The sequence below is a fragment of the Ensifer adhaerens genome (genome assembly GCF_002940685.1).
In the GTDB taxonomy this organism is placed as follows: domain Bacteria; phylum Pseudomonadota; class Alphaproteobacteria; order Rhizobiales; family Rhizobiaceae; genus Ensifer; species Ensifer adhaerens_E.
On sequence record NZ_PNFP01000005.1, the window covers coordinates 351,044 to 373,016 of the forward strand.

Here is a 21,973-nt window from a genome sequence, read left to right on the forward strand (position 1 = left end):
GCGATGCGCGCCTTTGCCGAACTGCTCGACCGTCTCGTCTTGAGCCCGCAGCGCAATGCCAAGATCCGGCTGCTCGTCGATTACTTTCGCGCCGCGCCGGATCCCGATCGCGGCTATGCGCTCGCCGCGATCGCCGGCACGCTCTCGCTCAACACCGTCAAGCCGGCGATGATCCGCGACCTCTTGCTCGAACGTATGGACGCGGTGCTCTTCCAATACTCCTACGATTATGTCGGAGACCTCGCCGAGACGGTATCGCTCGCGTGGGAGCCGCCTGCCGGGTCAGTGCAAACTGATATCCCCTTGGGCGCCGCAATCGAGCGCCTGCAAAGAACCGGGCGCGCGGAAGTGCGCAGCGTCGTGCGCGACATGCTCGACCATCTGGACACCTCGGCGCGCTTCGCCTTTCTCAAGCTGGTGACGGGAGGCCTGCGCATCGGCGTATCGGCGAAACTCGCCAAGCAGGCGCTTGCCGACATGGGCGACAAGGATGTCGCCGAGATCGAGACCCTCTGGCACGGCCTGTCGCCGCCCTATCTGCCGCTCTTTCGCTGGCTATCGGGAGAAGCGGAGAAACCCGCGCTTTCGACACCCGCAGTCTTCCATTCGGTCATGCTCGCCAACCCCGTCGGCGAAGGCGATCTCGACGCGCTCGACCCCAAGGATTTCGCCGCCGAATGGAAGTGGGACGGCATCCGCGTGCAGCTTGCCAACATCGGCGGCGTCAGACGCCTTTACTCCCGCAGCGGTGACGAGATATCGGGCGCCTTTCCCGACGTGCTGGACGCCGCCGACTTCACCGGCGTCATCGACGGCGAACTGCTCGTCGGCGGCACCGCGCGTACCAATCGCGCTACCCGAACTTTCGCCGACCTGCAGCAACGCTTGAACCGCAAAACGGTCAGCCCTAAGCTCATCGAAACCTATCCGGCCTTCGTCCGCGCCTATGACATTCTCTTCTCAGGCGAAGAGGACGTTCGCCCACTGGGCTTCGTCGAACGACGCGCGCTGCTCGCCGACATCGTCGAGCGCGCCTCGCCGCAGCATTTCGACCTGTCGCCGCTCGTGCCGTTTTCGTCCTGGGAAGAACTCGACCGGCTGCGCGCCGATCCGCCCGATCCGGTAATCGAAGGCATTATGCTGAAGCGGCTGGATTCGCCCTATACGCCGGGCCGCGTCAAAGGCCCGTGGTTCAAGTGGAAACGCGCGCCCTTCAACATCGACGCGGTGCTGATGTACGCCCAGCGCGGCCACGGCAAGCGCTCGAGCTACTATTCCGACTACACCTTCGGCGCCTGGACCGCCGTCGACGGAAAGGAAACGCTGGTGCCGGTCGGCAAGGCCTATTTCGGCTTCACCGATGCCGAACTGGAAATCCTCGACCGTTTCGTCCGCGACAACACGATCGAGCGCTTCGGGCCGGTCCGGGCCGTGCGCGCCGAGCCCGATTTCGGCTTCGTGGTAGAGGTCGCCTTCGAGGGCATCAACCGCTCGACCCGGCACAAGTCCGGTGTCGCCATGCGCTTCCCGCGCATCGCACGTCTGAGGCAGGACAAGCTGCCACGCGATGCCGATCGCCTGGAGACGCTGCAGGCGATGATCGAAGCGCGCGAGAGCACATAACAACACCTGCGAAGATCAAGGGAACACTGACGACGGCTGCGCGTTGGGATCGGACCACCAACCGAAAGGCCAAGCATCATGCCAGCAAAGTCGAAAGCCCAGCAGCGTGCGGCCGGCGCCGCGCTTGCCGCAAAGCGCGGAGACATCAAGAAATCCAGCCTGAAGGGCGCCTCGCGCGAAATGGAAGAATCCATGAGCGAAGGTGAGCTCAAGGAGCTTGCCGAAACCAAGGGCAAGACGCTGCCCGAACGGAAGGGCAGTTAATTGCACGCCTCGAACAAAAGCGACGCCTAAAGCAAGAATTATTAAGACCCTTTTGGGAAAATCCCTGTCGTTACATAGCCATTCGCGTGCCGCCGGGGTGTTTTGTGCCTGCCAGACATGCTTTGAACCTCGGAATAAAAAGGCTCTCGAGGGTTTTGACGCCAAGCTATCTTCCGGCGATCATCGCCGCCGTCGTGGTTCTGGTCGCCGGCATCCTTGCGGACAACCAGAATCAGGTGGTCGACGAGGCGCGCCAGCGCGCGCGCGTCGCCGAGGAACTCAATCCCATCCGCTCCAAGCTCGAGGCCAACGTCAACGGCAACATCCAGCTTGTGCGCGGGCTGATCGGCACGCTCGTCACCGAGCCGGCAATGGATCAGCAGCGTTTCGCCGCGCTATCGCGCAGCGTCTTTACGGAACGCTCGCAATTGCGCAGCATCGCGGCGGCACCCGATCTGATCGTCTCGCTCGTCTATCCGCTCGAAAATAACCGCAGGGCGCTCGGCCTCGACTACCGCAAGAACGAGGCGCAACGCGCCGCCGTCATGCGGGTGAAGGACACCGGCCAGATGGTGCTTGCCGGCCCCGTCGATCTTGTCCAGGGCGGCGAGGGGCTGATCGGTCGCTTCCCCGTGTCGATCGACGCGGGCGGCGGCAGCAACCGTTTCTGGGGCATCATCTCTGCAATCATCGACATGGACCGGCTCTATCGCGACAGCGGCCTTTCTTCCGATGAGCTCGGGATTGACGTCGCCATTGCCGGTCGGGACGGCACGGGTTCGCAAGGTCCGGTCTTTTACGGCGACCCGAAGATTTTCCGCGATGCGCCGGTGGACATCACCGTGCTTCTGCCCGGTGGCTCCTGGCATATCGCAGCCGTTCCGAAGGGCGGCTGGCCGACGACTGCGGGCAATGCCTGGCTCATCCGCGGCCTCATCGTCATCGGCGGCCTGATGATCATCCTGCCGATGGTGCTGACCGGGCGCCTCTTGAGTGAGCGGCAAGGCAATGTTCGTGCCCTCAGGCATGGCAAGGCGCAGCTCCAGGAACTCTCCCATCGCCTGAAGATCGCCCTCGACTCGTCGCAGATCGGCATCTGGGAACTCGACGTCGCAAGCAGGAAGCTGCTCTGGGACGACCGGACCAAGGAACTTTATGGGCAAAAGGCGTCGCTGCGTCAGGCCTATGACGACTGGAAGCATGCGCTGCATCCTGATGATCTCGACCGCGCCGAACGGGAGTTTGCCGAGGCGCTGGAATCCGGGCTTGCCTACAGTTCCGATTTCCGTGTCCGCCTGCCCGATGGCGGCACGCGTCACATTCGCGCCAATGGCTCCTTCTACGTCGGCGCTGACGGACGCCGGAAGATCGTCGGGGTCAATTGGGACGTGACCGCCGACTTCGAGACCCGCGAAACGCTGTTCGAAGCCAAGCGCACGGCCGAGGCGCACAGCGCCGAGCTCGAGGCGGCGCGCCATCGCATGGAGTTCAATGCGCTGCACGATCCGCTGACCGGCCTGCCGAACCGCCGGTTCCTCGACCAGGTCCTGGCCGATCGCGACCGGCATTTCACCCCCGGGGCGAAGCTCAGCATCTTCCACATGGACCTCGACAGGTTCAAGCAGATCAACGACACGCTCGGCCACGCGGCCGGCGACGAGATCCTCAGGCACGCCGCCGAACTCCTGCGCAGCAATGCCGATGGGAAGGACTTCGTCGCCCGCATCGGCGGTGACGAATTCGTCCTCGTCCGCCAGGACGGCGGCGTGGAGCCCGATGCCCGGCTGGCCTCGCGCATCATTGAGGCAATGAGCGTGCCCGTCCGCTACAAGGACCAGGAATGTCGCATCGGCGTCAGCATCGGCATCGCCGCCCAGAGCCAGGCGAGCGAAGAGCTGTCGCACGTGCTCGTCAATGCCGACATCGCGCTCTACGAGGCCAAGCGGCGCGGCCGCAACCGCCACGAGATCTTTACCGGCGAACTGAAGACGGCCGTCTTCAAGACCAAGCAGACCGCCGACGAGATCCTGCGCGGGCTCGAGCACAACGAGTTCATCGCGCATTTCCAGCCGCAGTTCTGCCCGCGCTCGCTCGACATCATCGGCGTCGAGGCGCTGGCGCGCTGGGACCATCCGACCAAGGGCCTGCTCGGCCCGCACACCTTCCTGAAGACGGCGGAAGACATCAACGTGGTGGCGGCGATCGACCAGGCGATCCTGGAGCAGGCGCTGTTCCAGATCTACCGCTGGGAAGCGAGCGGCATCCATATCCCGAAGGTCTCGGTCAACCTCTCCTATGCCCGGCTTCACGACGAAAACCTGATCGATCGCCTCGAACAGTTGCAGATCCCGGCAGGCCGCCTGTCGTTCGAACTGCTGGAATCGATCTCCTTCGACGAAAGCGACATGACGGTTCTGTCGAACATCCGTCGGATCAAAGAACTCGGCATCGACATCGAGATCGACGATTTCGGCACCGGCTACGCATCCATCGTCAGCCTTCTGAAACTGACGCCACGGCGCTTGAAGATCGACCGCCAGCTCGTCCTGCCAATCCTCAAGTCGCCAACCGAAAAGCGTCTGGTCGAGTCCATCATCGACATCGGCACGTCGCTCGGCATCGAGGTGATCGCCGAGGGCGTCGAAACCCTCGAACACGCGGCCATCCTGCAGGAACTCGGCTGCCACGGGCTGCAGGGCTATGCCTTCGCCCGGCCGATGAGCGCCAATGATCTTGCGACCTTCGCCTTCGAGCGCCGGTGGCTCGCAGCCTGAGATACGCCTCAACGTCTGTTAAAAACGCAGGTGCGTGCATTTTTCGCACACTCAAGGCTTGGCAGCCCTGCCGCGAATCGCCATAAAAACAATTGCCTGCCTCCGCTTTTTGGGAATGGCGGCATCACCTGCGGCAGTCGCTGATGCGATCGCCCTTTCGGGCCTCTAGAGTGTCCCGCTTCAAGTGGAACCACTGAAAGCGGAAAAGATGCTCTAGAAACAAAATCCTGGTGCGTCCCTTGTGCATTCTTTCGGAAAGCACGGCGCTCTGGTGCCCGCTCTCCATGAACCCGAACGAAGGGAACGGTACGATCGAATACGCGGGAAAATTGCTTTCTGTCTTCATTCTCGCCCCATTTGCGGGAAGCCTCCTTGCAATCTTCTTCCCGCCCGATCAGCGCGGTGCAACGGCCTGGTTCGCAGGCGCCATCGCGCTTCTGTGCTTCCTTGTCGCCGCCGGCCTCTATCCCTTTGTCACCTCAGGCGGCGTGCTGCGCTACGACATCGCCTGGCTTCCGGAACTCGGCCTCAACTTCACGCTGCGGATGGACGGGTTCGCCTGGCTTTTCACCGTCCTGGTAACCGCGATCGGCGTGCTCGTCGTGCTTTACGCGCGCTATTACATGGCCGCGGAAGACCCGGTGCCGCGCTTCCTGGCTTTGTTTCTCGCCTTCATGGGATCGATGCTCGGCGTCGTGCTTTCGGGCAACCTCATCCTGCTTGCGGTCTTCTGGGAGCTGACGAGTATCGTCTCGTTCCTTTTGATCGGCTACTGGCATCACAATGCGCACGCCCGCGACGGCGCCCGCATGGCGCTGACCGTGACCGGCACCGGCGGCCTCTGCATGCTTGTCGGCCTCCTGCTGATGGGCCGCATCGTCGGCAGCTATGATCTCGACGTCGTGCTTGCCTCCGGCGATCTCATCCGCAACTCGCCGCTCTACATGCCGGTGCTGATCCTCGTGCTGCTCGGCGCGCTGACGAAGAGCGCGCAGTTCCCGTTCCATTTCTGGCTGCCGCACGCGATGTCGGCACCGACGCCGGTCTCGGCCTATCTGCATTCGGCGACCATGGTGAAGGCCGGCGTCTTCCTCTTGGCGCGCCTCTGGCCGGTCATGGCCGGCACCGAGGCCTGGTTCTGGATCGTCGGCCTCGCCGGGCTTTCGACGCTGCTTCTCGGCGCCTATTTCGCCATCTTCCAGCAGGACCTCAAAGGCCTGCTTGCCTATTCCACCATCAGCCATCTCGGCCTGATCACCGTGCTCCTGAGCCTCGGCAGCCCGCTGGCCGCCGTGGCCGCCGTCTTCCACATCGTCAACCACGCGACCTTCAAGGCGTCGCTGTTCATGGCGGCCGGCATCATCGACCACGAGACGGGAACGCGCGACATGCGCAAGCTCGGAGGGCTGATCAGGTACATGCCGGGAACGGCGGTGCTCGCCATGGTCGCAAGCGCCGCCATGGCCGGCGTGCCGCTCCTGAACGGCTTCATCTCGAAGGAAATGTTCTTCGCCGAAGCGATCGAAACGCACCAGGCCAACATCCTCGATACGATGACGCCCTATGTCGCGACGCTCGCCGGCATGTTTGCGGTCACCTATTCGCTCCGCTTCATCCACAGCGTCTTCTTCGGCAAGGCGCCGGAAGACCTGCCGAAGGTGCCGCACGAGCCGCCGCGCTGGATGCGCGTGCCGATCGAGTTCCTGGTGCTCGCCTGCCTCGTCGTCGGCATCATCCCGGCGATCACCATCGGCCCCTTCCTGCACACCGCAATCGTCTCGATCCTTGGTGCCAGCACGCCCTCCTACAGCCTGTCGGTCTGGCACGGCTGGAACCTGCCGCTGATCATGAGCTTCGTTGCGCTGGCGGGTGGCGTCGGCCTTTATTTCCTGATGCGCAACTACCTTGCGACCAGCGTCGAAGGCCCGCCAATCTTCCGTTTGCTGCACGGCCAGCGCATCTTCGAACGCGTGCTGGTGACGCTGTCATGGAAGTGGGCGCGCGCGCTTGAGCAGAACCTCGGCACGCGGCGGCTGCAGCCGCAGATGCGTTTCCTCGTCTTCATCGCGGTCACCGCCGGCGCGCTGCCGCTCCTGTTCAATCATTTCGAACTGCCGCCGCTTCTCGTGCGCAGCATCGATCCGGCCTTCGCCCTCCTCTGGGCGGTCGGTATCGCCTGCGCGATCGGCGCGGCGATCCTTGCAAAGTTCCACAGGCTGGCGGCACTCGTGCTGCTCGGCGGCGCCGGGCTCACCACCTGCCTCACCTTCGTCTGGCTTTCGGCGCCCGACCTGGCCGTGACCCAGCTCCTCGTCGAGATCGTCACGACCGTGCTCATTCTGCTCGGTCTTCGCTGGTTGCCGAAGCGCATCGAAGACACCCAGGAAAATGAGCTGCTTTCGCTCAAGGTCCGCTTCCGCCGCCTACGCGACTTCCTGCTGGCGGTCGTAGCCGGCGGTGGCGTGGCGCTCATTGCCTATACGATGATGACCCGCCCGATGCCCGAAACGATCGCCAGCTACTTCCTCGAGCGCGCCTACAAGGAAGGCGGCGGCACCAACGTCGTCAACGTCATCCTCGTCGACTTCCGCGGCTTCGACACCCTCGGCGAGATTGCGGTTCTCGCAATCGTCGCGCTCACGGTCTTTGCCCTGCTGCTGCGCTTCCGCCCGCAGGCAGACAGCCTGGAGGCCCCGGAACAGCAGCGCGTCCAGAACGCCTTCGACGACGACCACCCTGATCGCAACAAGGGCGACAGCGTCGCCGAATACCTGTTCGTGCCGTCGGTAATCATGCGCTGGATGTTCCCGGTCATCGGCATGCTGGCAGCCTACCTGTTCCTGCGCGGCCATGACCTGCCGGGCGGCGGCTTTGCCGCCGGCATCGCCATGTCGATCGGCTTCATTCTGCAATACATGTCCGGCGGAACCCGCTGGGTCGAGGAACGGCTGCGCATCCATCCGCTGCGCTGGATGAGCATCGGCCTTCTGGTCGCCGCCGCGACTGGCATCGGTTCCTGGTTGTTCGGCTATCCGTTCCTGACCTCGCATGCACAATACGTCACGCTGCCGATCGTCGGGAAGTTCCCGCTCGCAAGCGCCCTGTTCTTCGATCTCGGCGTCTTCTCGCTGGTGCTCGGCGCAACGGTGCTGATCCTCATCGCGCTCGCCCACCAGTCGGTCCGCGCGCCGCGTGCCCAGGCCCGCGCGATGCGCAGCGGAAAGGAGGCGCGCTGATGGAGATCATCCTTTCTGCCGCGATCGGCGTTCTCACGGCATCCGGCGTCTACCTGCTTTTGCGCCCGCGCACATACCAGGTGATCATCGGCCTCTCCTTGCTGTCCTATGCGGTCAATCTCTTCATCTTCGGCATGGGACGCCTTCGCGTGAACGCGCCGCCGGTGCTGGAACCCGGTGGCGTCGGCGATCTCGGCCGCTTCACCGATCCGGTGCCGCAGGCTCTCGTCCTGACGGCGATCGTCATCGGCTTTGCGATGACCGCGCTCTTCCTCGTCGTGCTGCTCGCCTCGCGCGGCTTCACCGGGACCGACCACGTCGACGGCCGGGAGCAGCGCCATGACTAACTGGATGCACCATCTGCTGATCCTGCCGATCCTGCTGCCGCTGATGGTCGGCGCCGCGATGATCCCGATCGACGAGCGCAACCGCATGGCAAAGGGGGTGATGGGCTTCGTCTCGACGCTCGCCCTCTTCATCCTCTCGATGGTGCTGATGCGCATCGCCTCGATGGACGCAGCACCCGCCGGCAGCGGCGTCTACCAGCTCGGCAACTGGCCGGCCCCCTTCGGCATCGTGCTCGTGCTCGACCGCCTTTCGGCGCTGATGCTGTGCCTGACGAGCGGACTGGCGCTGGCCGCCCAGGCCTATTCGATCGCGCGCTGGCACACGTCGGGTCATCACTTCCATTCGCTGTTCCAGCTGCTGATCGCCGGCCTCAACGGCTCGTTCCTGACCGGCGACCTCTTCAACCTCTTCGTCTTCTTCGAGATCATGCTGGCGGCATCCTACGGCCTGCTCCTGCATGGCTCCGGGCCGCTGCGCGTCAAGGCGGGGCTGCATTACATCGCGATCAACCTTGCCGCCTCGTCGCTCTTTCTGATCGGCGTCAGCCTGATCTATGGCGCAACCGGCACGCTCAACATGGCCGACCTCTCGATGAAGCTGGCGGCGCTCTCGCCGGACGATCGCCAGATGGTCGAGGTCGGCGCCGGGGTGCTCGGCGTCGCCTTCCTGGTCAAGGCCGGCATGTGGCCCTTGAGCTTCTGGCTGCCGACCGCCTATGCGGCCGCGACGCCGCCGGTCGCCGCCGTCTTTGCGATCCTCACCAAGGTCGGCATCTATGTCATCCTCAGGCTTTCGCTGCTGGTCTTCGGCGCGAGTGCCGGCGCCTCCGCCGGCTTTGGGCAATCGGTTCTGCTTGCGGGCGGGCTGCTGACCATCGCTTTCGGCGCCATCGGCGTGCTTGCATCGCAGGCGATGGGCCGCCTTGCCGCCTATTCGGTACTGGTTTCCTCCGGCACCTTGCTTGCCGCCATCGGGCTTGGCCATCCGAGCATGATCGCCGGCGCACTCTTCTACCTCGTCAGCTCGACGCTGACGATCGCCGCCTTCTTCCTGCTGATCGAACTGGTCGAGCGCGGCCGCGACGCCGGCGCCGACGTTCTGGCGGTGACGATGGAGGCCTATGGCGATGCCGACGAGGACGAGGAGGAGGAAGAGGCCGGCGCGGCGATCCCCGGCACCATGGCGATCCTCGGCCTCTGCTTCTGCCTCAGCGCCTTGCTGCTCGCCGGCCTGCCGCCGCTCTCCGGCTTCGTCGCCAAGTTCGCGATCCTTAGCGGTCTCTTTGGTCTCTCCGGGACGGACGCCGCCCCCGCCATTTCCGCAGCCGACTGGACCTATGTGACGCTGCTGATCGTCTCGGGTCTCGCCGCGATGATCGCCATGAACCGCGTCGGCATCCGCACCTTCTGGGCGTCGATCGAAAACACCGTGCCGCGCGTCGTCGTCATCGAGATCACGCCCGTCGTCGTGCTGCTTGCCGCCTGTATCTTCCTGAGCCTGCAGGCCGGGCCGGCGATGCGTTACATGCAGGCGACGGCGGATTCGCTGTTCGATCCGGCGGGCTATACGGAACGGGTGCTTTCGGCACCGCGGGCGGGAGGGCAATAGGCGATGCGCACCTGGTTTCCCTATCCGCTGCTTTCCGTCGGGCTGCTCCTCATCTGGCTGCTGCTCAATCAGTCGGTTGCGCCCGGCACGTTCATCATGGGCACGGTGCTTGCGACCGGTCTCGGCTGGGTGACGCTGAAGCTCGGCCTCGTGCGCTCGCATCCGCGCAGGATGCTGTTGATCGTGCGCTTCGGCTTTGCCGTCGCACTCGACGTCATCCGCTCGAACATCGCGGTCATCGCCGTCATCCTGCGAGGCCAGCGCCGGCCGCCGAACTCGGGTTTCCTGACCATCGATCTCGATCTCGATGACGAAAACGCCCTGGCGCTGCTTGCCTGCGTCATGACGGCGACGCCGGGAACGGCCTGGCTCGAATACGACCGCCACCGCAAGTCCCTGCTCTTCCACGTGCTCGACATGGAGAACGAGGATGTCTGGCTCGATACGGTCAGGCGCTATGAGACCGCCCTGAAGGAGATATTCGGATGATGGAACTTTCAATCATCTGGTCGATCCTGATTGCCCAGATCATGCTCGGCCTGGCGATGGCCTTCGCCTTCTATCGCATGGTGAGGGGACCGCGCGCACAGGACCGCATCCTCGGTCTCGACACGCTCTACATCAACGCCATGCTGATGCTCTTGACCTTCGGCATCCGCACCGCCAACTCGCTCTATTTCGAGTCCGCCCTGATCGTCGCGCTGATCGGCTTCGTCTCGTCGATCGCCTTCGGCAAGTTCCTGATGCGTGGGGAGATCATCGAATGAGCCACCTCACCGATCTTCCTGTCTGGGCGGCCATCATCGTCTGCGGGCTTGCGGTTCTCGGCGCTCTCGTTGCGCTGATCGGCTCGGTCGGACTGCTCCGGTTTACGAGCTTCTACGAACGCCTGCATGCGCCGACGCTCGCGACCAGCGGCGGCGTGCTGATGATCTGCACCGCCTCGATCATCTGCTTTGCCGTGCTGCAGAGCCGCTGGGTGTTCCACGAAATCCTGATCATCGTCTTCGTCGTCGTCACCACGCCGGTGACGCTGATGCTGCTCGGGCAGGCCGCACTTTATCGCGACCGCGTCGAGGAAAAGCGCGGCGTCCCGCTCAAGCAGCGGCCGCCACGCGAAGAACCGGCGGAATAGACTTCAAACCGTGTTGCAGCGAAAAACTCAGGACAGTTCGCCGATGACCGCGGCCTATTCGCCGCGGCCTCTGAAGCGCCGCTGATAGGCGGGGTCATAGAGCGAACTCTCGCGGAAATCGGCGGCTTCGAGCCCCGGGCCGACGAAGATCAGCGCCGTGCGCTCGATCGGCTCCTCCGCCACCTTGGCGGCGATATCGCCAAGCGTTCCGCGCACCACCCGTTCGTCCGGCCAGGACGCCTTGACGACGATGGCAACTGGGCAATCAGCACCATAAATCGGCGTCAGTTCCTCGACCACCTGCGTGAGCGCATGGATCGCGAGATGGATCGCCAGCGTCGAGCCGGTCGCACCGAAGGCGGCGAGCGTCTCGGTGTTGGGCATCGGCGAGGCGCGTCCGGAAACGCGGGTCAGCACCAGGCTCTGGGCGACGGCCGGAATGGTGAGTTCACGCCCAAGCGCTGACGCGGCCGCCGCAAAGGACGGCACACCCGGCGTCATCGTATAGGTGATACCGTTCTTCTCCAGCCGGCGGATCTGTTCGGCCACCGCACTCCAGACCGAAAGGTCGCCGGAATGCAGCCGCGCCACGTCGAGCCCTTCGGCCTCCGCCTTCACATATTCCGCCTCGATCTCGTCGAGCGACATCGGTGCAGTGTCAATGATACGCGCGCCCGGCGGGCAGTATTGCAGCAGTTCCGGCGAAACGATCGAGCCGGCATAGAGGCAGACCGGGCAACGCCCGATCAGGTCGCGCCCGCGCACCGTGATCAGATCCGCAGCGCCAGGGCCCGCGCCGATGAAATGTACCGTCATAGGCTACTCCAAGAATTTAGATCTTCGTCCAGGACCATTGCGTCACCGGCATGGCTGGCCGCCAGCCGGTCATTTCGCCGACCGGTCCGGCCCTGGCGATATCGATGCGGATCAGCGAGCCGCCGAGGCGCGCATGATGATCGAGCAACACCCTTTCCATGTCGGTCGTCACGGCATTGGCAACCAGACGCCCGCCGGGCCCGAGTGCTGCGATCGCCGCTTCCATCACGCCCCTTTCGCTGCCACCACCGCCGATGAAGATCGCATCCGGCTGCGGCAGGCCGGCAAGGGCCGCCGGCGCTTCGCCTTCGACCACCGCCAGCCCGGGAACGCCGAACATTGTCGCGTTATGGCCGATGCGGGCGGCGCGCTCCGGCGACACTTCGATGGAGATCGCCTGCATGGTCGGGTCGGCCAGCATCCATTCGATGCCGATCGAGCCGGAACCGCCGCCGATATCCCAGAGCAGTTCGCCCTTGCGCGGCGCAAGCGCCGACAACGTCAGCGCGCGCACCTCGCGCTTGGTGATCTGCCCGTCGTGCTCGAACAGCGCGTCGTCGCGGCCGGCTGCCAGCGGCAGGATGCGCGCCCCCTCGTCTGCCGTCACTTCGATGGCGCAGACGTTGAGCGGATGCACAAGGCCGAGCATGAAGCGCGAGGCGATCTGCGTCGTCACCCGTTCGCCGGCGCCGCCAAGCGCCTCGAGAACCGTCAGCCGCGACTGACCGAAGCCGCTTGAAACCAAGAGCTCGGCAAGGTCCCTGGGGCCGGCGCCATCGGAGGTCAGCGTCAGCACCTTGGCGCCCGGATGAAGGTGCGGCCGGACGAGATCGAGCGGACGGCCGTGCACGGAAACAAGCGTTGCATCCTGCAGCGCCCATCCGAGCCGCGAGGCGGCGAGGCTGATCGACGACGGCGCCGGCAGCGTGCGGATTTCGGCAGAGGCGATCCGGCGCGCCAGCGTCACGCCGACGCCGAAGAAGAACGGGTCGCCCGAGGCAAGCACCACGACCGGCGTGCCGCGGCGCGCGACGATCTCGACGACCGAGCGCTCCAGGGGACTCTCCCAATTGTGCGCTTCGCCCGTGATCAGGGAGGCGGCAAGCTCCAGATGACGATGGCCGCCATAGACGACGGGCGCTTCGGCGATCAGCCGCTTGGCCTCGTCTCCGAGACCGGCTACACCATCCTCACCGATACCGATGACGGTCAGCCAGGGGGAGACGATGGCGGGTTCGCCGTTCGACACGTCAGCCATGGAAAAACCTCGCATTCTGATCCTGGGTGGCACCACCGAGGCGCGCGAACTCGCGAGCCGGTTGGCCGAAGATGCCCGTTACGACACCGTTATCTCGCTTGCCGGCCGCACCGCCGACCCACGACCGCAGCCGGTCAGGACCCGCATCGGCGGTTTCGGCGGTGTCGATGGACTGGCGCATTACCTGCGTGAACAAAGGATTGCGCTGCTGGTCGATGCGACGCATCCCTTTGCCGCGCGCATTTCGCACAATGCCACCGAGGCGGCGCAACGAACACGAATTCCGCTGCTGGCGCTTCGCCGACCGGAATGGCTGCCCTTGCCCGGCGACCGCTGGACCCCCGTCGACAGTATTGTCGAAGCGGTGAACGCGCTTGGCGATCGCCGGCGCCGCGTGTTCCTCGCCATCGGCCGGCAGGAGGCCTTCCACTTCGAGGTCGCGCCGCAGCACAGCTACGTCATCCGCAGCGTCGATCCGGTCACGCCGCCGCTCAAGCTGCCCGACCAGGAAGCGATTCTGGCGACCGGCCCCTTCAAGGAGGCGGACGAGGCCGCGCTGCTGACGAGCCGGAAGATCGACGTGATCATCGCCAAGAACAGCGGCGGCAGCGCCACCTACGGCAAGATCGCCGCCGCGCGTCGGCTTGGCATCGAGGTGATCATGGTCGAGCGGCGCAAGCCCGCTGATGTGCCGACGGTGGGCACTTGCGACGAGGCGCTCGACCGCATCGCTCACTGGCTCGCTCCCGCATAGAAGCGTGGCGTGTAGACGAGATCGGGCTGCCCGTCGCGCTCGACGATGCGTGTTTCCGCCGAGCCGATGATGACGCAGGTCGCCATGTCGGCGCGGTTGGCATCGGCTTCGCCGAGCGGCATCACCGTCATACGCTCGTCCGGCCGTCCGGCAGCGCGGCCGAAGATGACCGGAACAGTTGCCGGCAACACGCCGCGCAGGATCTCGAAGGCCTCGCCGAGCTGCCAGGGCCGCGCCTTGCTGATCGGATTGTAGAGCGCAATCACCAGCCCCGCTTCCGCTGCCAGCCGCAGACGTCTTGTGATGACCTCCCAGGGCTTCAGGTTGTCGGAGAGCGAGATCGCGCAGAAATCATGGCCGAGTGGCGCGCCGATGCGGGCTGCGACGGCGAGCATCGCCGTCACGCCCGGCGTGATCACCAGTTCGACCGACTTCCATTCCGAAGGTCCCTTGTCGATCGCTTCGCAGACGGCGGCCGCCATGGCAAAGACGCCGGGATCGCCGCCCGAGACCATGCAGACCTTCACGCCGGCTGCCGCCCGCGTCAGCGCGACCTGCGCCCGGTCGAGCTCCTCGCGGTTGTCGGAGGCAACGCGCACCTGATCAGGACGCAGGTTCAGCCGGTCGAGATAGGGAAAATAGCCGTAGAACTCTTCAGCCGCCTGAACGGCTTCGGCCGTTTCCGGCGTCATCTGCTTGGCGCTGCCGGGACCTGTGCCGACGACATAGAGCGTGCCGGTCATGGCCTGTCCTTCCAGCCGGGCACGAGCACCAGCGAGAAATAGGGCGCGTCATCGTCGGCCTTTTCGGCAAGCGCCGTCATTGCCGCATTCTTCATCGTGCCGCGCTCGACATAAACCGCCTGTTCGAGACGGCCGGAAGCGGCAAGCGCCCGGCGGATCTTCGGCAGGTTGCGGCCGACCTTCATGATGACGGCCGCCTCTGTATCCTTCAGCCGGCGCCCAAGCTCGGCCTCGGCCATGGTACCCGGAAGCACGGAGAGCACGTCGTCGCCCTGCACCAGCGGCAGGCCGGCAAGCGACCAGCAGCCGGACATCGCGGTAATGCCCGGAATCACTTCGACCGGGAAGCGGTTGGCGAGCCGCACATGCAGGTGCATGTAGGAGCCGTAAAACAGCGGATCGCCTTCGCTGAGCACGGCCACCGTGCGGCCGGCGAGCAGATGCGCCGCCACGGCTTCCGCGGACGCATTGTAGAAATCGGTGATCTGGCTCTTGTAGGCGCCGTCGTCCTTGTCGATCTCGGTCGTCACCGGATAGTAGAGCGGCAGTTCGACAAGCCCGGGATTCAGCAGGCCCTCGACCACGGCACGGCCATTGCCGCTGCGCCCGGCCTTGGCGAAATAGGCAAGCACATCGGCTTGCCCGAGCGCTTTGACCGCCTTGACCGTCAGGAGCTCCGGATCGCCGGGGCCGGTTCCAACGCCGATCAGGCGTCCAACGCCGCCGCCGCTCACAGGCCCGGCCTCGCGAGCGAATTGAGAGCCGCCGCCGTCATAGCGCTGCCGCCGAGGCGGCCGCGCACGATGGCGAAGGGAACGCCGTAGGAATTTTCCGCGAGCGCATCCTTCGATTCCGCCGCGCCGACGAAACCGACGGGCATGCCAAGGATCGCCGCCGGCTTCGGCGCGCCGTCACGCAGCATTTCAAGCAGGAAGAACAAAGCGGTCGGCGCGTTGCCGATGGCGACGACCGACCCGGCCAGGCGCTCGCTCCAGAGCTTGAGTGCTGCGGCAGAGCGGGTATTGCCGATCTCGGCGGCAAGTGCGGGCGTGCGCGGATCGCGCAACGTGCAGATCACCTCGTTGCCGGCCGGCAGCCGGGCGCGGGTAACGCCGTGCGCGACCATCTCGGCGTCGCAGAGGATGGGCGCACCGGCCTTCAACGCCGCGCGGGCCGAGCTCACGAAATCGGGAGAAAAGACGAACTGCCTTGTCGCTTCGACGGAACCGCAGGCATGCACCATGCGCACCGCAAGATCCGCTTCCTCCTCGGAGAAGCCCGAAAGATCGGCCTCGGCGCGGATGATGGCGAAGGAACGCTCGTAGATGGCGTTGCCATCGCGAATGTAATCATACTCAGGCATGTCTATCCCTGTTCGAACGCTGCCGAGACGCGCGCAGCTCCGAGCCGTGTAAGACAGGACTGCGCCGATTCGCCAGCGTCTTTGTTTTGCCGCACCAGCCGGCCGAGCCGGGTTAGTGCGGATCCTATTCCATTCTCATCGGTGTAGGCGCTTGGCAAGCCATTGGCAGCCCCATTTACGACAAGCCCGTATCCTGATGGCGCACCGACGAGCGTCAGTTCCGACGGCCTCGGCCGGGCGCAGCCCTTGGCACAGCCCGAGAGATGCACGGCAAGCGATCCGTCGAGCAGTTCGGGGGCCGTCTCGATGAGGCGCTGCGCCATGCCCTTGGTTTCCATCCACGCCGAGGCGCAGCCCTTGCTGCCGGCGCAGGTGGCGATCGCGTTGCGCGGATCTTCTTCGGCGATGCGAAAGCCGTGTGTTGCCGCCAGGCTCTGCGCCATAGTCGCCGTCTCGTGGCGAAGGCCGAGCGCGAAGAAGGCATGCCCGGGCGCAAGGCGGATCGCATGGGCGCCGAGCTCCTGGATTTGATAGAGGAAAACCGCCAGCACGGAAGCCTCCACCTGAGCAAATGCCAGGCCGAGGCCAAGGACGGTGCCGGCTTCACCCAGATCGTGAATGCCGGGTATGGCCGCTGAAGTCGGAACGGCCGGGCGTTCGACGCTTGCGTCGCAGCGACAGAGGGCGCGAAGTTCCGCAGCATCCAGATCGCGCCCGCGCGCCGCCGTACCGAGGCCCGCCAGTTTTTCGAGAATGGTGACCAAGGCCGGGACGACCGTGTCGCCGGCAAACGCCCCGACGATCGATGCCTTCGCTGCCGTGCCGCCAAGCGACAGCACCCAGGCCGCACCCTCGACAGTCGAAACAGCCTGCAGGCGAATGTCGGCAACGACGGCGCCGAGACCGAAGCGGCCGCCACCGTCGATGACGACGGAAAGCTTGGGAGCGAGCGTCAATGGCAGGTGACGCGCGCGCAAGGCTTCACGAAGCTCAGCGGCGATCGGCCGGGGATCGGCAATCTCGTCAGGGTCGATGCCGGCCAAGGGCGGCACCTCGATCGCAAGGCCCTCGGCAATGGTGATTTCCGCCTCGCCGATCGCCTGCGCCAGCGCCGGCACCGTCGCCGCGGTCAGCCCACGCAGCTGGAGATTGCCGCGCGCGGTGATCTCGACGATGCCGTTGCCGAAGGTTTCGGCGGCGGCGGCAAGCGCAGCGACCTTGGGAATGGTCAGGCTGTCATCGTCTGGCCGGAGCCTGACGAGCAGGCCGTCGCCGGTCTGCATCGGTGCCGCCAGCGACGGGCAGGCGCCGCGCCGCATGGAAGCAGCGGCACCGGTTTCTCCGGTCGATGGAAGGGCGCAGGTGCTCATCAAATCCGTCATCGCTTGAGGTTCTCCTCCCTGAAGAAGCCTCTTAAGACGCTATAACACAGCCCCAAACCTTGAGTGAGATCAAACACGACGCCGATCGGTCCGCGCCGTCACTCGTCGAAGTCGGCACCCTTGCGCAGCAGATAGATGTCCATGATCCACCCCATCTTCGCGCGCGCCGCCGCCCGCGTTTCGAGGATACGGTCCTTCACCTCGGCAAGACGGCCGGAAATGACGATCTCGTCCGGCGTGCCGAGATAGGCGCCCCAATAGATCTCCGCCTCCGGATCCTCGACCCGCTGAAACGCCTGTTCGCCATCGAGCATGACGACCGAGGTCTGGCTCTTCTCTGGAAAGCTTTCGTGCAGCCGGCGGCCGGTGGTGATCTCCACCGGCTTGCCGACGAGGTTCAGCGGGATGCGGTGGCTGGCGCAAAGCGCCTGTAGACTGGTGATCCCGGGAATGACGTCGTAGTCGAAGGCGACCTCACCGCGTGCCTTGACCCGCTCGACGATGCGAATGGTGCTGTCATAGAGCATCGGGTCGCCCCAGACGAGAAACGCGCCAATTCCCTCTTCGCCCAATTCCTTAGACAAAAGTCCTTCGTAGATCGCGGCGATCTGGGCGTGCCAGTCATCGACGCTGCCGTCATAGCTGACGCCTTCGGTACGACGCACCGGTACCGCGAACTCGACGGTGCGGCTGTCCTTGCGCGTGACATAGCGGGCGCAGATGTCGCGGCGCACTTCGGCAAGCTCGGTCTTCTTCGCACCCTTAGTCGGGATGAACAGCACATCGGCCCGGTTCAGCGCATTGATCGCCTGCACCGTCATATGTTCCGGATTGCCCGAGCCGATGCCGATGATCAGAATTTTGCGCATGCCCTCGCCTCCGCCTGTCTATTCCGGCGTCTTAGGCGCATCGCTATCGAGGGCGCAAGCTCCTCGCGCGACAGCAAGACCGCCAGCAGCGTCAATGCAGCCCTAGTTCACCTCGGCAGCGGGATTTTCCGGTAGCCGCCAGTCGATCGGATCGAAGCCCTTGCTTTCGAGAAAGGCATTGGCCTGGGAAAAATGCCGGCAGCCGAGAAAGCCGGAATGGGCCGAGAGCGGCGACGGATGCGGAGCCCTCAGGACCAGATGGCGTGAGCGGTCGACGAACGCCGCCTTCTTCTGCGCATAGGAGCCCCAGAGCATGAAGACGACAGGATGCTCGGCCTCGTTGACCGCACGGATGATCGCATCCGTGAATTTTTCCCAACCGCGGCCTTGGTGTGACGCCGCGTTGCCGCGCTCTACCGTCAACACGCTGTTCAAAAGCAGCACGCCCTGCTTCGCCCAGCTTTCGAGAAAGCCGTGGCGCGCCGGAGGAATGCCGAGATCGGTATTCAGTTCCTTGTAGATGTTGACCAGCGACGGCGGCGTCCGGACACCGGGGCGAACACTGAAGCAGAGCCCGTGCGCCTGGCCGTCCCCGTGATAGGGATCCTGGCCGAGGATGACCACGCGCACCTTGTCGAGCGGCGTCAGGTCGAGCGCGCGAAAATACTCGGGCCCGCGAGGGAAAATCTGCCGTCCCTCGTTCTTCTGGGCCACGAGGAACTGCTTGAGGTCAGCCATGTAGGCGCTGGCGAACTCTGGCGCCAACACTTCCTTCCAGCTTTCTTCAAGCTTCACTGCCGTTTCCATTGCACGTCCGCTCCATGTCAGGGGATCGAGGCCGCAATTTAGGCCGCCCGGACATCATCGCAAGCCCAATCGCGCCCGCCGCAGGAATGCTGCACCGGTTTTGCCGGGCGGTCGCAACCATAGGGGTAATACGCTAGCCCTTTTGAGGAGCATTGTATTTCAACAGATACAACGGTAATCAGGAGGCGATATCGTTGTATCCTAAGAGATATCACGCATCGTTGGAGGGAAATCGATGATCAAGAGAAGAGACTGGCTGAAGGGCCTGGTGCTGACGCTCGGCCTCGCCTGGGCCGGCGCAAACGTCCTGCCGGCATCCGCGCAGGCCGAAGAGAAGGTGACGGTGTTTGCGGCCGCAAGCCTGAAGAACGCGCTCGATGCGATCAATGCCGAGTGGCAGAAGGAAAGCGGCAAGGAAACGACCGTTTCCTACGCGGCAAGTTCGGCGCTCGCCAAGCAGGTGGAACAGGGCGCGCCCGCCGATGTCTTCATCTCTGCCGATCTCGCCTGGATGGACTATCTCGCCGAAAAGAAGCTGATCAAGGACGACACCCGCGCAAACCTGCTCGGCAACCGCATCGTGCTCGTTTCCGGCAAGCAGGATGCGGCACCGGTCGAGATCAAGGAGGGTTTTGACCTTGCCGGCATTCTCGGTGACGGTCGCCTGGCCATGGGTGCGGTCGATTCCGTTCCGGCCGGCAAGTACGGCAAGGCCGCGCTCGAAAAGCTCGGCGCGTGGAAGGCCGTGGAACCGAAGGTCGCCGGCGCTGAAAGCGTGCGCGCCGCCCTCCTGCTCGTTTCGCGCGGCGAAGCGCCCTACGGCATCGTCTACCAGACCGACGCCGCCGCCGACCCGGGCGTGAAGGTCGTCGGTACCTTCCCGGAAAAAAGCCATCCGCCGATCATCTATCCGATCGCGATCACGGCCGAGAGCAAGAGCCCGAATGCCGCCGCCTATATCGACTTCGTCAAGTCGGCGAAGGCTGCAGAACTCTTTGAAAAGCAGGGCTTTACGGTTCTGAAGTAGCCGGTCTCGAAAGACGTTGGATCTCGGCTGTCCAGAGGCAGGCGAAGCATCTATCGTCATCATTGCGTCGCCCGCGCCCAAACGCGGGCGACGCGATTATTTGTCAGAGGCAGCGATGGGCGGGCAACCCTATCCCAAAAGGCCTCGTATCGGGGAGCGATATCCGTTGGACTGGCTTGCGGTGAGCGATGCGGAGTGGACAGCGATCCTTCTGAGCCTGCGCGTGGCAACCGTCGCGATGATCTGCAGCCTGCCCTTTGCACTCGTCGTCGCCATGTTGCTTGCCCGCGGACGCTTCTGGGGCAAGACGCTGCTCAACGGCCTTGTCCATCTGCCCCTGATCCTGCCGCCCGTCGTCACCGGCTTTTTGCTGCTTCTGCTCTTCGGGCGCCGCGGTCCGCTCGGCGCCTTCTTCGCCGACTATTTCGGCCTCGTCTTTTCCTTCCGCTGGACCGGTGCGGCGCTCGCCTGCGCCGTCATGGCCTTCCCCTTGATGGTGCGCAGCATCCGCCTGTCGATCGAAGCGGTGGACCGCAAACTCGAAGACGCGGCCACCACGCTTGGCGCCAGCCCGCTCTGGGTCTTTGCCACCGTCACCCTTCCGCTGATCATTCCCGGCATCATTGCCGGCATGATCATTGCCTTTGCCAAGGCGATGGGCGAGTTCGGCGCGACCATCACCTTCGTCTCCAATATCCCCGGCGAGACGCAGACGCTTTCGGCCGCCATCTACACCTTCACCCAGGTGCCGGGCGGTGATGCCGGCGCGATGCGGCTGACGATCATCTCGATCATCATTTCCATGGCGGCGCTCATCTTCTCCGAACTGCTGGCAACCTTCGCCGCGCGCCGGGTGGCGGCCCAATGAGCCTCACCGTCGAAGCCCGCCATCAGCTTGGCAATTTCTCGCTCGATGCCGCCTTCACTTCGGATGGCGGCGTGACGGCGCTGTTCGGCCGCTCCGGTTCGGGCAAGACATCGCTGATCAACATCATCGCCGGCCTGTTGAAGCCCGAGAGCGGTCGTGTCCTGCTCGATGGGGACGTCATCGCCGACAGCGAACGGCGGATCTTCACGCCGGTGCATCGCCGCCGCTTCGGCTATGTCTTCCAGGAGGCGCGGCTGTTTCCGCACCTGAGCGTGCGCCGCAACCTCGCCTATGGCCGCTGGTTCGCCGGCAAGAGCGGCTCGGGCAGCGACTTTGCCCGCATCGTCGACCTGCTCGGCATCGGCCATCTGCTTGAGCGCAGCCCTTCGGCCCTTTCTGGCGGCGAAAAGCAGCGCGTCGCCATCGGCCGCGCCTTGCTGGCAGCTCCGCGCCTGCTTCTGATGGATGAGCCGCTCGCAGCGCTCGACGAGGCACGCAAGGCCGAAATCCTGCCCTATCTCGAACGGCTGCGCGACGATGCCCGCATCCCGATCGTCTATGTCAGCCATTCCGTCGGCGAAGTGGCGCGGCTGGCGCGGCGCGTGGTCGTGCTCGAAAACGGCCGCGTCACCGCGTCCGGTGCGGCCGCCGAAGTGTTGAGCGCGCCTGCCGCCACGCTCGCGACCGGCCGGCGCGAAGCCGGCGTTTTGCTGGAGGGCGAGGTCGAAGGGACCGATCCGACCCACGAACTGACAACGGTCAGGGTCGGACGGGAACGGCTGCGCATCGCTGGCGTTACCGCGACAGCCGGCAGCAGGCTTCGCCTGCACATCGCCGCCCGAGACGTCATGCTGGCGACCTCGAGACCGGTGGAGATCAGCGCGCTCAACGTGCTCGAAGGGCGCATTCTCACCTTGACGTCGGAGGAAGACGGCAGCGTCGATGTCAGGGTGAATTGCGGCGATGCGACGATTGCCGCCCGCATCACCCGCTTTTCCCGCGACACGCTGCAGCTTGTTCCCGGCAAGACGGTCTATGCCATCATCAAGTCGGTCGCGATCGACCATTAAAGCGCGTCGCGATCTTTCAGATTCGCTC

The 21,973-nt window shown here is 64.7% G+C and carries 21 protein-coding genes; 13 read left to right on the plus strand and 8 right to left on the minus strand.

Annotated elements, in window-relative coordinates; genetic code table 11:
- The first annotated feature begins 3 nt into the window (after positions 1 to 3).
- From C1A35_RS12695 to mnhG, 9 genes are all read left to right on the plus strand, one after another.
- On the plus strand, positions 4 to 1,623 hold the full coding sequence (locus tag C1A35_RS12695; RefSeq protein ID WP_104664659.1) for a cisplatin damage response ATP-dependent DNA ligase: 1,620 nt from the start codon (positions 4 to 6) through the stop codon (positions 1,621 to 1,623).
- A 78-nt stretch (positions 1,624 to 1,701) separates the two neighbouring features.
- Entirely contained in the window at positions 1,702 to 1,887 is a 186-nt protein-coding gene (locus C1A35_RS12700; protein ID WP_104664660.1) for a DUF3008 family protein, read from the plus strand.
- Between the two features lie 134 nt (positions 1,888 to 2,021).
- Positions 2,022 to 4,661 (plus strand): bifunctional diguanylate cyclase/phosphodiesterase, encoded by a 2,640-nt coding sequence (locus tag C1A35_RS12705; protein WP_104664727.1) that lies wholly within the window; start codon positions 2,022 to 2,024, stop codon positions 4,659 to 4,661.
- 284 nt (positions 4,662 to 4,945) lie between these two features.
- On the plus strand, positions 4,946 to 7,897 hold the full coding sequence (locus C1A35_RS12710) for a monovalent cation/H+ antiporter subunit A (RefSeq protein WP_104664728.1): 2,952 nt from the start codon (positions 4,946 to 4,948) through the stop codon (positions 7,895 to 7,897).
- Positions 7,897 to 8,244, plus strand: a complete 348-nt coding sequence (locus tag C1A35_RS12715) for a Na+/H+ antiporter subunit C (RefSeq protein ID WP_104664661.1) — start codon at positions 7,897 to 7,899, stop codon at positions 8,242 to 8,244. Before C1A35_RS12710 ends, C1A35_RS12715 begins: the two co-directional genes overlap by 1 nt.
- Positions 8,237 to 9,853: a monovalent cation/H+ antiporter subunit D gene (locus C1A35_RS12720; protein WP_104664662.1), complete on the plus strand. Its 1,617-nt coding sequence runs from the start codon at positions 8,237 to 8,239 to the stop codon at positions 9,851 to 9,853. The genes C1A35_RS12715 and C1A35_RS12720 overlap by 8 nt, the downstream gene beginning before the upstream one ends.
- 3 nt (positions 9,854 to 9,856) lie before the next feature.
- Entirely contained in the window at positions 9,857 to 10,342 is a 486-nt protein-coding gene (locus C1A35_RS12725) for a Na+/H+ antiporter subunit E (RefSeq protein WP_104664663.1), read from the plus strand.
- Positions 10,339 to 10,620, plus strand: coding sequence for a K+/H+ antiporter subunit F (locus C1A35_RS12730; protein WP_034787089.1), 282 nt, complete (start codon positions 10,339 to 10,341; stop codon positions 10,618 to 10,620). The genes C1A35_RS12725 and C1A35_RS12730 overlap by 4 nt, the downstream gene beginning before the upstream one ends.
- Complete coding sequence (gene mnhG, locus C1A35_RS12735; protein WP_104664664.1) at positions 10,617 to 10,988, plus strand: monovalent cation/H(+) antiporter subunit G; 372 nt, start codon at positions 10,617 to 10,619, stop codon at positions 10,986 to 10,988. The genes C1A35_RS12730 and mnhG overlap by 4 nt, the downstream gene beginning before the upstream one ends.
- A gap of 54 nt (positions 10,989 to 11,042) precedes the next feature.
- Here the strand turns inward: mnhG and cobM are convergent, their stop codons facing one another.
- Together cobM and cbiE are read right to left on the minus strand one after the other, a co-directional pair.
- The gene (gene cobM, locus C1A35_RS12740) at positions 11,043 to 11,804 is read right to left on the minus strand and encodes a precorrin-4 C(11)-methyltransferase (protein WP_104664665.1); all 762 of its coding nucleotides are present in this window, start codon (positions 11,802 to 11,804) and stop codon (positions 11,043 to 11,045) included.
- 16 nt (positions 11,805 to 11,820) lie between these two features.
- On the minus strand, positions 11,821 to 13,062 hold the full coding sequence (gene cbiE / locus C1A35_RS12745) for a precorrin-6y C5,15-methyltransferase (decarboxylating) subunit CbiE (protein ID WP_104664666.1): 1,242 nt from the start codon (positions 13,060 to 13,062) through the stop codon (positions 11,821 to 11,823).
- Here cbiE and C1A35_RS12750 point away from each other — a divergent pair.
- Positions 13,031 to 13,816, plus strand: a complete 786-nt coding sequence (locus tag C1A35_RS12750) for a cobalt-precorrin-6A reductase (protein WP_104664729.1) — start codon at positions 13,031 to 13,033, stop codon at positions 13,814 to 13,816. The genes cbiE and C1A35_RS12750 overlap by 32 nt on opposite strands.
- Here the strand turns inward: C1A35_RS12750 and C1A35_RS12755 are convergent.
- The 6 genes from C1A35_RS12755 to ung all read right to left on the minus strand — a co-directional run bounded on the left by C1A35_RS12755 (position 13,795) and on the right by ung (position 18,980).
- The gene (locus C1A35_RS12755) at positions 13,795 to 14,559 is read right to left on the minus strand and encodes a precorrin-3B C(17)-methyltransferase (protein ID WP_104664667.1); all 765 of its coding nucleotides are present in this window, start codon (positions 14,557 to 14,559) and stop codon (positions 13,795 to 13,797) included. The two genes, C1A35_RS12750 and C1A35_RS12755, sit on opposite strands and share 22 nt — an antisense overlap.
- Positions 14,556 to 15,293 carry a precorrin-2 C(20)-methyltransferase gene (locus C1A35_RS12760; protein ID WP_104664668.1) on the minus strand — a complete coding sequence of 246 codons (738 nt, stop codon included), beginning with the start codon at positions 15,291 to 15,293 and terminating at the stop codon, positions 14,556 to 14,558. The genes C1A35_RS12755 and C1A35_RS12760 overlap by 4 nt, the downstream gene beginning before the upstream one ends.
- Positions 15,290 to 15,922, minus strand: coding sequence for a precorrin-8X methylmutase (locus tag C1A35_RS12765; protein WP_077959631.1), 633 nt, complete (start codon positions 15,920 to 15,922; stop codon positions 15,290 to 15,292). The genes C1A35_RS12760 and C1A35_RS12765 overlap by 4 nt, the downstream gene beginning before the upstream one ends.
- Positions 15,923 to 15,924: 2 nt before the next feature.
- Positions 15,925 to 17,292 (minus strand): precorrin-3B synthase, encoded by a 1,368-nt coding sequence (cobG, locus tag C1A35_RS12770; RefSeq protein ID WP_104664730.1) that lies wholly within the window; start codon positions 17,290 to 17,292, stop codon positions 15,925 to 15,927.
- Positions 17,293 to 17,402: 110 nt separating this feature from the next.
- Complete coding sequence (gene cobF, locus C1A35_RS12775) at positions 17,403 to 18,173, minus strand: precorrin-6A synthase (deacetylating) (protein WP_104664669.1); 771 nt, start codon at positions 18,171 to 18,173, stop codon at positions 17,403 to 17,405.
- Positions 18,174 to 18,275: 102 nt separating this feature from the next.
- Entirely contained in the window at positions 18,276 to 18,980 is a 705-nt protein-coding gene (ung, locus tag C1A35_RS12780) for a uracil-DNA glycosylase (RefSeq protein ID WP_104664670.1), read from the minus strand.
- Between the two features lie 235 nt (positions 18,981 to 19,215).
- Here ung and modA point away from each other — a divergent pair, with 235 nt between their 5' ends.
- The 3 genes from modA (at position 19,216) to modC (ending at position 21,945) form a co-directional block, all read left to right on the plus strand.
- Positions 19,216 to 20,007, plus strand: a complete 792-nt coding sequence (gene modA, locus C1A35_RS12785; RefSeq protein ID WP_104664671.1) for a molybdate ABC transporter substrate-binding protein — start codon at positions 19,216 to 19,218, stop codon at positions 20,005 to 20,007.
- Positions 20,008 to 20,173: 166 nt separating this feature from the next.
- Positions 20,174 to 20,875 (plus strand): molybdate ABC transporter permease subunit, encoded by a 702-nt coding sequence (gene modB / locus C1A35_RS12790; protein ID WP_104664672.1) that lies wholly within the window; start codon positions 20,174 to 20,176, stop codon positions 20,873 to 20,875.
- Complete coding sequence (gene modC, locus C1A35_RS12795) at positions 20,872 to 21,945, plus strand: molybdenum ABC transporter ATP-binding protein (protein WP_104664673.1); 1,074 nt, start codon at positions 20,872 to 20,874, stop codon at positions 21,943 to 21,945. The genes modB and modC overlap by 4 nt, the downstream gene beginning before the upstream one ends.
- Positions 21,946 to 21,973: the final 28 nt, after the last annotated feature.